This window comes from Bacteroidales bacterium (assembly GCA_026418905.1).
In the GTDB taxonomy this organism is placed as follows: domain Bacteria; phylum Bacteroidota; class Bacteroidia; order Bacteroidales; family DTU049; genus JAOAAK01.
In genome coordinates this window covers 1-13,812 of the sequence record JAOAAK010000013.1, presented here as the reverse complement: position 1 = coordinate 13,812, position 13,812 = coordinate 1, and the positions used below count along the sequence as shown (strand labels likewise).

Sequence of the window (13,812 nt, the reverse complement as noted above, 5' to 3'; positions counted from 1 at the left end):
ATACAGGATCAAAAGGATTAAAAGTGCTATCAAAAAAACAGCAATGAGAATTTCGACAAACTGTGGTAAAATGAGAGAAATCAAGGTTAAAATCAAAGCTATAATTAAAATATAAATCAGCAATGTGACGATATCATCGGAAGAATTAACGGTACTTTTTGGTGCAATGGCAAGGTTTCTTAATTTAGGAAATGCAAAAGATGGTTTGAAAGTTATCGATTTTGAGTAAGTGAAAAATTCTTTCGAATGTGGTGTGAAGGTTTGTGAAATATTTTTATGTTCATTAATTGGGGAATTTTCTACAAAAGAAACCATCGTATCTTTAAAAATGTATGGTAGAAATTTGTTCTCTTGAAAACTATCCTTGTTTTCAACTGATGCGAGAGGGACCTTTTTCAGGTTATGATAGCGAGGATTATCACTTCTGATCAAACTACATGAATTCCAGACAAGAGCTAATAATATGATAACTCCAACGGCTTTTTTCATGAAAAGAATTTTCATACAAATATATAAATCATTACAAAAATCATATAAGTGAAATAATGTATTTCAACTTTTCATAATTTCCTTCCTAAATATCCGAGTAGATAAATGAGAAAAAATTTCTCATTATAAAAAATTTTTGCTGTGTTCTAAGTTTTCAAAGTTAATAAAGGGATCACCTCAAGGGTCGATATTTTCATGCTAATGCCTTTCTAAGGCATCATAATGGAGAAGACATTAAAATTCTAAAATTTTTCTTGAATAATTTTGTTAAAACAAAACATCCATGAAAGATTTCATGGAAATGGTAGTTGAATACTTAAACAATCAATCTTCAATTTTAACTACCTTAGGTCTTGCATTAATGTTTGTCCTTATGCCTGGACAGCTAGCTCTTAATTCCACTGCCTTTACTTTAATATCGTTTCGTCTTAATCTACCAAGGCAAGTATGGTATAGGTGTTTATGGTATATCGCTGGAAAATTTATAGGTTATTCTCTTTTATGGTTTTTATTTTTTTATTACAAAAGTATTATTGATAATTTTCGAGGCTTAATCAAATTCTTTCAGTATTGGTTCTTTATGTCAGCCCCATACATGATTTTACTTGGTTTTATTCTCATGGGATTTCATTGGTTATCTAGAAAAAAACTACACTGTGAAAGCTTGCTGAATTCAAGACAAAAATGGTTTCCGTTTTTTTTGATGGGTTTGTTTTTCTCTTTCATTTTTTGCTCTCTAAGTTTTTTTGTCTTTTTTTATTTGTTTCTGCCTCAGCTATCTGATAGATCTTTGATTGCCCTATTGATTTTATTATTCACTTTAATTGCTTCCTTACCTATCATTATCTTATCATTGATTTTTAATTTTATTGCTTTGGATTATTCTAGAAAAATCCTAATGAAATATCACTTGTCTGTAGGAATTTTTTTCATTTTTGTAGGAAGTTTATATACATGGATGATATTCTTTACTTAAGCATATAACTTTTTTCTCGACTACATTGAGGAACATTTATATTTTTGATGAAAAATATGAAAAAGACGTACGTATTTTCTTTTACTTTTTTTATTGCGTTATGTATTTTGACGCTTCAAAGTTGTAAAAAAACCAAAACCATGAAAGAAAGATCTCAGGCGTTTATTCATTTTTATGAAGAGACTTTCAAGCCATTGTTCAAAGAGCTAAACGAAGCTGCATGGAAAGCAGAGATTACTGGCAAAGAAGAAGACTATAAGCGGGTTGAAGAGCTTAATTTTAAAATTTCCTCCATGCTAGCGAATTCTAAAAATTTCGAAGAACTTAAGCAAATTTTTGAGAAAAAAGAAGAAATAAACGATAGTACCATTCGAAGAGAGATTGAAATTCTTTATCATGTTTATCTTTCACATCAGATAGATACATTATTGCAACATAAAATCATTGCCCTAGAGACAGCCATTGCTAAGACGTTCAATACTTTCCGAGCTGAAGTCGATGGTAAACAATTAACAGATAATCAAATTGAAGATATTCTGAGTAGTTCAACTAACAATGACGAGTTGAAAAAAGTTTGGCTTGCTCATAAATCTATAGGGCGACAGATTGAAAATGACCTTCGTGAACTTGTAAGACTAAGAAATGAAGCTGCTAAAAGGTTGGGTTTTAAAAATTATCACGACATGAGTTTGCGTCTGAGCGAACAAGATCCAGAAGAAATTGAGCGGATTTTTGATGAACTTGATAGCCTGACTCGAGAACCTTTTATTAAGCTTAAAAGCACCATGGATAAAATCCTAGCCAAACGTTATGGAGTAACGCCCGAAGAACTCATGCCATGGCATTATCAAAATCGATATTTTCAAGAAGCGCCTAAAATTTATAAACTTGATCTAGATAATTATTACAAAGGTAAAGATGTAGTTGTTCTGACAAAAGATTTTTTTACAAGCATTGGTCTTGATGTCGAGGACATACTGAAAAGATCTGATCTGTATGAAAAACAAGGAAAATCCCAACACGCCTTTTGTCTTGATGTTGATAATGAAGGGGACATTCGTGTGTTGTGCAATATTAAGGATAATTACAAATGGATGAACACAATGTTACACGAACTGGGTCATGCTGTGTACGAAAAGTACATATCTATGGATTTGCCATATGTACTTCGTGAGCCTGCTCATACTTTTACAACCGAAGCCATAGCCATGCTATTCGGTAGACTAGCAAGTAATGCTGGTTGGATGAAGGATATGCTTGGTTTAAGCGATGAAGAAGCAAGTAAAATCAGTAATGATGCATATCTTTATCTTCAATTAGAACAACTTGTGTTCAGTCGTTGGTCACAAGTTATGTATCGCTTCGAAAAATCTATGTACGAAAATCCAGATCAAGATTTAAACAAACAATGGTGGGATCTTGTCGAAAAATACCAAATGATTAAAAAACCCTCAGGTCGAAATGAGCCTGATTGGGCTACGAAAATTCACATCGCAACATCACCTTGTTACTATCACAACTATTTGTTAGGTGAATTGCTTGCTAGTCAGTTACATGCCTTTATTTGTAAGAACATCATAAAAAAAGAAAGCTTCGATGTTTCTTACGTGGGTCGTACAGAAATTGGTAATTACCTTAAAAAATATGTTTTTGCTCCTGGTGCCTTATATCATTGGAATACGATGATCGAAAAAGCCACGGGTGAAAAACTTACATCAAAATATTACGCTGAACAATTTATCAAAGGTCTCTGAGTACTTGTGTAGTCATAGTTTGAATTGACCAAGTTTAGGGATCTTACAAATTGTGTAGTTGACTTAGCTGAACTATACCTCTAGCTAAATATTTTTTGTTTCTTGACAAAAACAGATGAGTAAATTTCATGATTGAAGTTATAGTACAATTTTTCGTTCTATCGATGTTTTTAGTTTGGATCTATAGGATCTTATTTTTTGCTATCTCAAAATAAGCAGGATGAGGTTAAATAAATTTAGATTATTTTTTTGTGTAAAAGAATTTTAATATGTGAAAGTGAACAAAGGGCGAACAAGAGCAATAAATATCATAAAAAAAATTTTATTCCAATACTAAAAAAATAACACTGAATTATTACGAATATAAAAAAGTAGGAATAACTTTTTAAACTCACCAAAAAATTGGGCAAAAACAATTACCTAAGTTGAAATGTAACAGGCAGTGTGTATCTTACGCGTACTGGTTTGCCACGTTGTTTTCCGGGTTTCCATTTTGGCATGGCTTTAACAACCCTAACAGCTTCTTCGTCACACCCTCCGCCTATACCACGTTTTACTACCACATTGGTAACACTTCCATCAGTTTCAACTACAAATTCAATGATAACTTTTCCTTGAATTTCGAGTTCCTTTGCCATTTGGGGGTATCTGATGTTGGATTGAAGGTAAGCCATCAATGCCTCTTCCCCGCCTGGAAATTCAGGTTGTTCTTCTACGAATACGAATATTTCTTGCTCTTGTACTTGTGGTTCTTCTTCATCTTGAGTTGGTGGTACAAATGCCTGAACTTCCTGATTTTGGTTATCTTCGATATTGATGTCAATATCGTCTTGCGTATCTACATCGTCTTCTACCACCTCGATTTTAGTAACAGGTTGAGGTTTAGGTGGTTCTTGCTTTTCCTGACGAGTAATTTCTACGCTTTCTTCGGTGTAGTTAACCACCATCTGATTCAGATTTTCATTATTGGCTTTGTCGTACCTTTTATATTCAAAACCTGCCAAAACTAAAGCAAGACTTATGATTAAACCAACCTGGAAAAATAAACCTTTCTTGTTTTCCAGATCAATTTTGGGATTTTTTTTGACTTCCATATGGATTATATTTTAATGTTCGATTAATTTAGCATAATCTTCTGCATTTAATAACTGATCAATATCATGAATATTGTGTGGTTTAATCTTAATTATCCAACCATCACCATATGGATCTTTATTGATTAAGTCAGGGCTAGAAGAAAGAGCCGAATTAAATTCCAACACTTCTCCGGTTACTGGCATGAAAACATCGCTTACAGTTTTTACGGCTTCGATGGTACAAGCAGGATCACCAGCTTGGAGAGTTTCTCCAACGGTTTCACATTCCACAAAGACAATATCACCAAGTTGGGATTGCGCAAAATCGGTAATCCCTACGTAACAGATGTCACCATCTTTTTTTACCCATTCGTGCTCTTGGGTATACCTTACATTTTCAGGAATCTTCATAAAAGGCAATTTTTGCAAATATACAACAAAGTAAAAAGTATTCTAATTTTTGAAAAAAATCAAAATTTAAGGATTATTCATGAAATGATAAAAAATAATTTTGCAAGAAAATGGTTTCATTTTTTTTGGCTTTGAGTCTCCTCATAATAGGGTATTTTGTCTATGGTAGATTGATGGAAAAAATTTTTGGCGTGGATGAAAAACTGCTCACACCGGCAATAAGGTTAAAAGATGGGGTGGATTATGTTCCTTTGTCGTGGCCTAGGTCTTTTTTAATACAGTTTTTGAACATTGCTGGTTTAGGTCCAATTTTTGGTGCTGTTGCTGGTGCCATGTGGGGACCTGTTGCTTATCTGTGGATTGTTTTTGGAAATATACTTGGTGGAGCTATGCATGATTTTATGTCGGCCATGATTAGCATGCGGATGGATGGAATAAGTTTGCCCGGTATTATTGGAAGGAATTTAGGCAAGGTGATTTTGTGGTTGGTTCTTGTTTTTATTCTTTTGATGCTAATCATTGTCGGTGCTGTATTTGTGATCAATCCTGCTAATATTCTTGCAAGTATGACTCGGGGAGAGATCTTTTTAGCTGGTTGTGCTTTTAATTTTGATGTTTATTTTTGGGCTGTAGTTATTGTGATTTATTATTTTGCGGCGACATTATTGCCTATCGACAAGGTTATTGGGAAGATCTATCCTTTTTTTGGTTTTTTACTTCTTTTCATGGGTGTGGCTGTCATCATAGCTGCGATGGTCAAAGGTTATCATTTTCCTGAATTATGGGATCATTTTTCAAATTATCATTACTTAAAAGATCGAATGCCCATATTTCCTATGATGTTTATTACCATTGCTTGTGGTGCTATCAGTGGGTTTCATGCTACTCAAAGTCCTATGATAGTTCGATGTTTAACCAGCGAAAAATATGCACGTCGAGTTTTTTATGGAGCCATGGTAATGGAGGGGGTGATTGCTTTGATTTGGGCAGCTGTTGCCATGACATTTTTTGGAAGTATCGAGAATTTAAATGTTGCACTGAGTCGAGAGGGATCTTCGATTGCGAGTGTGGTTAGTGAAATTTCTTTTGGGTTACTTCAGATGGATGGGCATACGTTTTTATCGAATGTTGCTGCAATTTTAGTTTTATTGGGTGTGGTGGCAGCACCTATTACCACGGGCGATACAGCTTTTCGTTCGGCTCGTCTTATCATTGGGGATGCATTTTCTATACCCCAACATAAAATATTCAATCGGCTTTTCATAGCGATTGTCCTGTTGACAGCAGGTTATGTTTTAGCTTTCAGTTATAATTCTTTGATTCTTTGGCGATACATGGGGTGGAGTAATCAGACTTTAGCAACCATTACTCTTTGGGCAATTACCGTATATCTTTATCGTGAAAGGAAAGTTTATGTGGTGGCCTTAATTCCTGCTTTATTTATGACCATGGTCACGAGCACTTACTTTTTCTTTGCACCGGAACTTTTGAATTTAACATACAATATATCAGTAATATTTGGCGCTTTAGTAACACTTTTGTTTTCTTTCTTATTTTATTTTTCAATTAAAAGTTAAATACGTGATTCTTTTTTTCTTTCGCCGTGAAGGTAGTGAATAAAAAGGTGTAAGTAAACAATTTGTTCAAGTATATTGATTGTATTTTCTGAAGTTTGTTTTCAAGGGTGGTTAGAGAATACTTATCTGGTTAGAGATACGGTTGAATTACTTTTATCTTTTGTAAGTTAACTCAGTAAAAGGGATAATGTGTTTTTTTGTATTCTTGGGTATATGGTTATAGAGGGTGGATTGACTAATGTTTTTTGAATTACTTACATAGCATATTTCATTGATGTTGTGAGCGAATAAAAGAATATAAAGAAGTTGTTTAGATGTTATCTTTTCGGAAAAAAGCACCAATAGTGCAGAAAATCAATCTTATGAGTTTTAAGTGATGAAAAAGGATTTTTCACATTTTTTTAGTTCTATGAATAAACAGACAATTTTTTTATAAACAGGTATATTAAACTTGTAAACCATAACTTTTTACAAATAGAAAACAGGTATCATCAGATAAATTTGATTAAATAATTTATAGCCATGAAAAACATGTATCTGTTTTATATGTCTCTATTTTGGTGTTCTTTACAACTTTTGTGGGGTCAATCCAATCCATGTAGTATTGGTTCTATTGATGCAGGTCCAGATAAAATCATTTGTAGTGGTGGATCTGCTCAATTGCAGGCAAGTGGTGCGGCTACTTATGTATGGTCTCCTGCTTCTACTCTTAATAATCCCAACATTCCTAATCCTATAGCTTCACCTTCTGTTACAACGACGTATTACGTAACTGGCACTTATCCAGGGGGAAATCTAATTGTAAACGGGGACTTTGAGCAAGGCAATGCAGGTTTTGCTTCAGAATATACTTATTATCCGTCCTCATTACAAGGACCCGGCACATATACCATTGGAAACAATCCTCAATCCATACACGGTGCTTTTTCACCATGTCAGGATCATACACCGGGTTCTGGAACTTTAATGATGATTGTTGATGGTGCTTCAGTTTCCGGTAGGAAGGTTTGGTCTCAAACTGTTTCTGTTACACCTGGTACTAATTATCTTTTGACTGCATGGGCTACTTCTATTTACCACACTAGTCCTGCAGTTCTAAAGTTTTATATCAATGGAAATCAGGTGGGTAGTGCATTAAATTTATCTACGACGACGTGTACTTGGCAGCAATTTTCGTATGTATGGAACAGTGGAAGCAATGTAAGTGCCCAAATTTATATTATTGATGAAAACACAATTGGTGGAGGGAATGATTTTGCACTTGACGATATTTCCTTTATACCTTATTGTACAAAAGTCGATTCTGTAACTGTTTTTGTAAATCCTGTTCCTCAAGTTCAGGTAATAAATGATACAATATGTTTAGGGCAAACAGCTCAATTATTTGCCAGTTCGAATGTTTCGAATACTTCGTACGTATGGAGTACTGGATATCAGGGTAATCCGTTGGTAGTTTCACCGGTGTCGACGACTACGTACACGGTGACTGGTACGGCGAATGGTTGTTCGGGTACGGCGAGTGGGAAGGTAGTTGTGAGTCAGGCACCGGTGTTAGGTGTGGGTGTATCGGATGATAGCATTTGCAGTGGTGAGGTGGTACAGTTGTTTGCCAGTTCGAATGTTTCGAATACTTCGTATGTATGGAGTACTGGATATCAGGGTAATCCGTTGGTGGTTTCACCGATGTCGACGACTACGTATACGGTGACTGGTACGGCGAATGGTTGTTCGGGTACGGCGAGTGGTACAGTAGTAATAAATACGGTTCCCATCGTAAATATTTATTTTTCTGAGGATACGATTTGTTCTGGGGAGGAAGTGATTTTAAGTGCTATATGTTCTTTGCCTTTTTCTCATTATCAGTGGGCTTCTGGGGAATATGATTCTTCCATAGTAGTATTTCCGTTAGTTACTACTAATTATGCTGTCACAGTGACTTCAACTGAGGGCTGTTCGGGCAGTGCTGATATTGAGGTTTACGTAAGGGAATATCCACAAATTGAGTTGATCGAAGATACATTAGGTTGCGAAGGAAGCACTATTATACTTTTACCTTTGGTGTTGGGGGGATATTCTAATTTAGGATGGTCAGATGGGATTAATTCTCAGGCAAGGGGTGTAACAGAGTCTGGTGTTTATACTTTTTTTGTGGCCAATGGGGATTGTGAAGTGGAGGCAAGTGTTGAAGTATTGTTTGTTGATTGCGAGGGGGATCTGTTTTTTCCGAATGTTTTTACTCCAAATGGGGACGAATATAATCCGTACTTTTCGCCTAAGGGCGGTAATGTTGAAGATTATGAATTGTGTATATATAACAGATGGGGTAATTTAATTTTCAAAACTACTGATATTAATCAGCCATGGGATGGTAAATGTGAGGGAAGGGATGTACCTGAAGGGGTCTATTTTTATGTGGCAAAATACAAGATTTATTCTTTTAATGGGAAATATATTGCTAGAAATAAACGAGGCAGTGTGACCTTGATTAGGTAGAGTTTCATAAAATTATGATAAGAATAAGTTCTAGTTAATATTTCGGAAAAATATATAAGTTTGTAAAAAAAAATGGAAAATAGGAAAGATATTGTATTAGTTCCCTTTGATTTTACGGAAATAGCTGATTATGCTGTAGATCATGCGGCTGGCATAGCAAAGAAGTTAGGATGGGAAGTTCGTCTAGTTCATATTATCAATAAGGATACGAGAGAACTTTTAAATGTATATAAAGTTACTGATGAAATAGTGAATCAGCATTTGCAAGAGCGTGCTGATATTTACTTAAAGAAGTATGGTGTTTCTTTTTCTTTTGAGGCAAGAGAAGGTAGCATTTTTACTGACATAGCTAAAGCGGCTGAAGATGTTCAGGCAAAACTGGCAGTAATGGGGACGCATGGCAAGTCTGGAGTTCAGCATATAGTTGGAAGTTACGCACATAAAGTTATCACATCTAGTCGGATACCTTTCATTACTGTGCAGAAGAAGCTTTATGGCGATGGATATAAGAAAGTGGTAGTTCCGATCGACGATACTCTTGAATCAAGGCAAAAAATTAAGTGGACTATTTACATGGCGCAGTTATTGGACTTAAAAGTTTACGTTAAAGGTATGTATTTGAAGCATGAAGTGTTTAAAGCAAGATTAATGGCTATTTTAGATAAAATTGTAGACTTGCTTGAAAAAAATAACATCAAATATGAAGCTGAGTTTATTCCTGAAACGGGTAATTTCGTAAAACAAACACTCGACTATGCTCGTAAAGTAGAGGCTGACTTGATTATGATAATGACAAGTACCGAGCCAAGTCTTGTTCCTAACTTTATCATTAATCCTTGGGACGAACAAATTTTATTTAATGATGATAAAATACCTGTCATGGCCATCAATCCTCGTGATCTGAATATTTTTATTGTTGGCTTATAAGGAGTTTCAAAATAATATTTGAATTGTAAATTTATGTTTACAGAAGTTGATCGTCTTTTTTTTAGTCAGATAGGAATTAAAGAAGAAGAAATTCTCAGGCAAATAGAACTGTTACAAAAAGGAGAATATTTTTACGAAATTGTAAAACCTGCTCACGTAGGAGATGGTATTTTGCGGTTGAGTCCCGAAGAAGTAACATTTTATGAAAATTATTTTCATGAAAAACATCGGGATTACAAGTTATTAAAGTTTGTGCCTGCTTCGGGTGCTGCTACAAGGATGTTTAAGGAATTATATACCGCCATCGAAGATCTCAAGCAAGAGAAACCTTTATCTAGTAAAATGCTTTCTTTTTTTGAACACTTCGAAAAGTTTGCTTTTTGTAAAGAATTAAAAAAAGTGATGGTAAACCCAACTCTTGATGCAGCACTTAAACAAAAAAACTATTTAGTTATTTTAGAACATATTCTTTTTGAACCAGGTTTAGGACTTGGAAATAAACCCAAGGCATTAATACCATTTCATGATTATGGTTCGTTTACGCGTACCGCATTTGAAGAACATATTTTTGAAGGTTTAACATATGTCACCAACGATGATGGCCAAGCTTGCTATCATTTTACGGTGGGAAATGAACATCTGAAATTATTTGAAGATTTGTTGTTGAATTTGAAAAAAGACGAAAATTTAGTCCATAGAATTAATGTTGAATTTTCTGTTCAGTGTCGGTCGACGGATACTGTTTCTATTTATGAAAATGGAGAATTAGTACGCGACGATCATGGAAGGGTACTTTTACGGCCAGGGGGCCACGGTGCTTTATTAAAAAATTTAAACTCCGTAGATGCAGATATTGTTTTTATTAAAAACATCGACAATGTGGTTCCATCATGGCGGAATGCTGAAGTCGTTTTGTTTCAGAAAGTACTTGCAGGTTATTTGATGAAATTGATCGAAGATATTCATGCGAACCTTATCATGTTGGATGAGGGCAATGTAGAAGAGAGTGATTTGAACGAGATGATTCGTTTTGCTCAGGATAAACTTTTTATTTCTTTTCCATCTTGGTTTAATCAAGTTGAATATATCGAAAAAATAGATTATCTCTTTAATGTTTTCAATCGTCCTGTTCGTATTTGCGGAGTAGTTAAAAATCAGGGTCAGCCTGGAGGAGGTCCTTTTTTCTGCAAAAATGATGAAGGGCTTCTTCAACTTCAGATTGTAGAGCAAAGCCAGATTAATTTAAAATCACAGCAGATAAGAAATATTTTCGAATCAAGTACTCATTTTAATCCTGTCAATATAGTGGGTTACGTTCGAGATTACAAGGGAAATAAATTCGATCTCGAGCAATTTATAGATCCTCAGGCGGGAATTATTACTGAAAAATCTTATAAAGGGAAACCTATCAAGGTTCTTGAATTGCCAGGACTTTGGAATGGTTCCATGGCTGACTGGATCACGGTATTTGTTGAAATACCAGATTCAACTTTTAATCCAGTTAAAGAAGTGTTTGATCTTCTTAACCCTATGCATTTGCCAAAGGATGTTTCGTTGTCTTAGTATATTTTTCTGGTCCTTTTATGTTTTTTTTCTCTTTACTCAAACTGAAGATGATAAGGGAGGAAATTTTTTTCTTGGGTTTGAAGCTTCTTTGTTTAGGCCATCCATGAAGCATGCTGAGTTTTATGCAGGATATCCACAAAATGTAAATTCTCTTTCCTATGTTCTTGATAATCCCTATTGGTATCAGGAGATTAAAAACTTATTTGATGAAAATGTTCATAGGGATTCTTTTTCTTTGTTAGATTATCCTTATCCTATGAAGTATGATTTGGCTTTTATGCCAGGATTAAACTTTCGGTATAGGTGGTCAAATGAATTTTATTTGTCATTTTATGCATCAGTTGTTCGTTTGAAAGCCGTGGGTCTGACAACGTTTGAGGTTTTTCCCCCTTTTGTTGGCGAACTTCACAGCTATGTTTATTTGCCCATAGAAGGAGTAGAGCGAAGAAGTTTTTTTTCTTTATGTTTCACGTACTTTTTTTCATCTCATGCAAATGCTAGTTGGTTTGCCGAGTTGGGAGCACTTCTCGTAAATACGCGAGTGCTTTCTCATAGATTGTACGTGTTTGATAAGTATTACAACTTGCAGGATTTGTATGGTGTGCCTTATGTTCCCAATGCTGGGTTAACAGAAATAGAGATCTATCAAGGTGGTACAAGCCCTGGTGTTTGTTTTTCTATTGGCTATAGTTGGAAGTTGGGAGCTCGCTCATGTCTGGATATTTTCTATCAAGGAGCTCTTCACTCGGTCAAACTCCCCCAATACCCCTATGTGGGATATCATCAAAAGTTGGGTGTTAAATTTTTTACACATTTTTATTTTAATTCATAAATAGAATGATGATAAGAAGTTTTCTTTTCTTACTTTTTATTTTGTCTATAGCTAGCTTTGTCGAAACGAAACGACAAGATAGCTCAGGAAAAAGCTATTACGTATTCTCGTAAAGACGTTTCTTCCAGATTTTAGAAGAGGTTCAAATATGAAAAGTTTAACAATATTTGACAGCATAAAAAAGTTCATTACATAACAACTGCGTATCATTTTTCAATGAAAGTCATTTTTAATCTTCAGGAATAATATTCAATTTCAAGGTGTTAATTAATTCTATGAAATTAAATTGTTAAATTGGTAAATGTTAATATGTTTTTAATCAGGGAATATTGAAATGTAAAATTACTTTTTTCCACTGATCTTGCATTTGCAAATCGTAGTTCACGTTTAGTTTATTTCATGAAAGTTATCTTCATGAAGAAACTTTTTGGTATTTTAATACCGAAAACATTACTATATTTTAGTTGAGGGAATAGGAAAAAATAATAATTTCTATCAATCATTTTGTTTATAATTATAGGGGGCGGAAAAAAAATTTTTAAATAGGGAAGTTTTATTAACAAACATGTACTTTTTCTTTTTTATGAAAGGGAATGTTAAGTTAGATTTGTAATTGGTGATATTATCCATGGATAAGGAATATTATTATTATTATTACTTTTTGAATTTTTTTCCAAGGTTTGGTCAAAATCAAAAAGGTTCATATTTCTTTACTTTTTCTAAGGCTAACTATTCAGAAATAATTTTAAGGCAAAATGATGATATATTTCAAAAAATACTAAGAAAAAATGAGCAAGCTTTAAAGGAAATAATAAAGATCAACTACTTCATTATTCATGGTACTTTGATTACATCATTAAAAAAATATTTATGAAAAAGTTAAGTGTATTATTAGTAATTGAATTGTGTTTGCTGATCACATGGTTTGAAAGGACAATGGGTCAAAGTGTCGGAATAGGAAATGCTGTATTTACACCAGATCCATCCAGCATGTTAGAAGTGCGTGCAACTGACAAAGGTATTTTAATCACTCGAGTAGCACTAGTTGCAACAACAAATTCTTCTCCTATAACTTCTCCTGCTACTAGTCTTTTAGTTTACAACACAGCTACGCAGAATGATGTAACACCTGGCTATTATTACTGGGATGGGACAAAGTGGGTGCGATTGCTTGAAAACGATAAGGCATGGTTACTTAATGGAAATGCAGCTTCAGCAACCAACTTTTTAGGAACAACCAATGCCATCGACCTTAGATTTGTAACTAACAATACTGAACGAATGAGAATAACCAGTGGAGGTAGTGTAGGAATAGGTACTACTAGTCCAACTTATTTATTAGACGTTCGTGGTGGGATGCGTGTTGGTGACGGAGTTTCAACAGAACAGGGTATCCGCTTAATAAATAACAATGGAGATTGGCAGGTGGGGGTTAATAACGCGGGGAATGGTACATCAGGTAATCAGTTATATGTATATAGTGTGAGTGATGGAGTATATCGTCTAACTATTCAGCGAGGTAGTGGTAACATTGGTATTAATACATATAACCCTACGGCACGTTTACATGTTGATGGTACGGTGCGTTTTGTCAATCTCGCTGCTCCCAGTGGAGAAACGACAGCTTTGGTGATCGATGGAAGTGGGAACGTGAAAGCAAGAACATTAAACACCGTAGCGTTCAATGGGGAAACCGATCCAAATGCATGGT

11 protein-coding genes are annotated in these 13,812 nt (G+C 34.6%); 8 read left to right on the top strand and 3 right to left on the bottom strand.

The window, feature by feature from the left end:
• The coding region (locus tag N2Z72_02720) for a hypothetical protein (GenBank protein MCX7696590.1) at positions 1–489 on the bottom strand (489 nt) is incomplete at its 3' end.
• Between the two features lie 283 nt (positions 490–772).
• Here N2Z72_02720 and N2Z72_02715 point away from each other — a divergent pair.
• Entirely contained in the window at positions 773–1,465 is a 693-nt protein-coding gene (locus tag N2Z72_02715) for a sulfite exporter TauE/SafE family protein (GenBank protein ID MCX7696589.1), read from the top strand.
• Between the two features lie 140 nt (positions 1,466–1,605).
• Positions 1,606–3,219: a M2 family metallopeptidase gene (locus N2Z72_02710; protein ID MCX7696588.1), complete on the top strand. Its 1,614-nt coding sequence runs from the start codon at positions 1,606–1,608 to the stop codon at positions 3,217–3,219.
• A 416-nt stretch (positions 3,220–3,635) separates the two neighbouring features.
• Here the strand turns inward: N2Z72_02710 and N2Z72_02705 are convergent, their stop codons facing one another.
• Positions 3,636–4,313, bottom strand: coding sequence for a TonB family protein (locus tag N2Z72_02705; GenBank protein ID MCX7696587.1), 678 nt, complete (start codon positions 4,311–4,313; stop codon positions 3,636–3,638).
• Positions 4,314–4,325: 12 nt separating this feature from the next.
• Positions 4,326–4,706: a glycine cleavage system protein GcvH gene (gene gcvH / locus N2Z72_02700; protein MCX7696586.1), complete on the bottom strand. Its 381-nt coding sequence runs from the start codon at positions 4,704–4,706 to the stop codon at positions 4,326–4,328.
• A 110-nt stretch (positions 4,707–4,816) separates the two neighbouring features.
• On the opposite strand from gcvH, the gene N2Z72_02695 reads away from it, so the two are divergent.
• From N2Z72_02695 to N2Z72_02670, 6 genes are all read left to right on the top strand, one after another.
• Complete coding sequence (locus tag N2Z72_02695) at positions 4,817–6,283, top strand: carbon starvation protein A (GenBank protein ID MCX7696585.1); 1,467 nt, start codon at positions 4,817–4,819, stop codon at positions 6,281–6,283.
• Between the two features lie 546 nt (positions 6,284–6,829).
• Positions 6,830–8,776 (top strand): gliding motility-associated C-terminal domain-containing protein, encoded by a 1,947-nt coding sequence (locus N2Z72_02690; protein MCX7696584.1) that lies wholly within the window; start codon positions 6,830–6,832, stop codon positions 8,774–8,776.
• Positions 8,777–8,848: 72 nt separating this feature from the next.
• On the top strand, positions 8,849–9,703 hold the full coding sequence (locus N2Z72_02685; GenBank protein ID MCX7696583.1) for a universal stress protein: 855 nt from the start codon (positions 8,849–8,851) through the stop codon (positions 9,701–9,703).
• A 33-nt stretch (positions 9,704–9,736) separates the two neighbouring features.
• Entirely contained in the window at positions 9,737–11,266 is a 1,530-nt protein-coding gene (locus tag N2Z72_02680) for a DUF4301 family protein (protein MCX7696582.1), read from the top strand.
• Positions 11,250–12,101 (top strand): hypothetical protein, encoded by an 852-nt coding sequence (locus N2Z72_02675; GenBank protein ID MCX7696581.1) that lies wholly within the window; start codon positions 11,250–11,252, stop codon positions 12,099–12,101. The genes N2Z72_02680 and N2Z72_02675 overlap by 17 nt, the downstream gene beginning before the upstream one ends.
• Before the next feature lie 870 nt (positions 12,102–12,971).
• Positions 12,972–13,812, top strand: an 841-nt coding sequence (locus N2Z72_02670; protein ID MCX7696580.1) for a hypothetical protein, incomplete at its 3' end; no start/stop codon positions are given.

What these genes read in the sequence shown, in the direction of transcription:
- N2Z72_02715 (MCX7696589.1), top strand. Translation starts at nt 773, where the DNA reads ATGAAAGATTTCATGGAAATGGTAGTTGAATACTTAAACAATCAATCT.
- N2Z72_02710 (MCX7696588.1), top strand. Translation starts at nt 1,606, where the DNA reads ATGAAAGAAAGATCTCAGGCGTTTATTCATTTTTATGAAGAGACTTTC.
- N2Z72_02705 (MCX7696587.1), bottom strand. Translation starts at nt 4,313, where the DNA reads ATGGAAGTCAAAAAAAATCCCAAAATTGATCTGGAAAACAAGAAAGGT.
- gcvH (MCX7696586.1), bottom strand. Translation starts at nt 4,706, where the DNA reads ATGAAGATTCCTGAAAATGTAAGGTATACCCAAGAGCACGAATGGGTA.
- N2Z72_02695 (MCX7696585.1), top strand. Translation starts at nt 4,817, where the DNA reads ATGGTTTCATTTTTTTTGGCTTTGAGTCTCCTCATAATAGGGTATTTT.
- N2Z72_02690 (MCX7696584.1), top strand. Translation starts at nt 6,830, where the DNA reads ATGTCTCTATTTTGGTGTTCTTTACAACTTTTGTGGGGTCAATCCAAT.
- N2Z72_02685 (MCX7696583.1), top strand. Translation starts at nt 8,849, where the DNA reads ATGGAAAATAGGAAAGATATTGTATTAGTTCCCTTTGATTTTACGGAA.
- N2Z72_02680 (MCX7696582.1), top strand. Translation starts at nt 9,737, where the DNA reads ATGTTTACAGAAGTTGATCGTCTTTTTTTTAGTCAGATAGGAATTAAA.
- N2Z72_02675 (MCX7696581.1), top strand. Translation starts at nt 11,250, where the DNA reads ATGTTTCGTTGTCTTAGTATATTTTTCTGGTCCTTTTATGTTTTTTTT.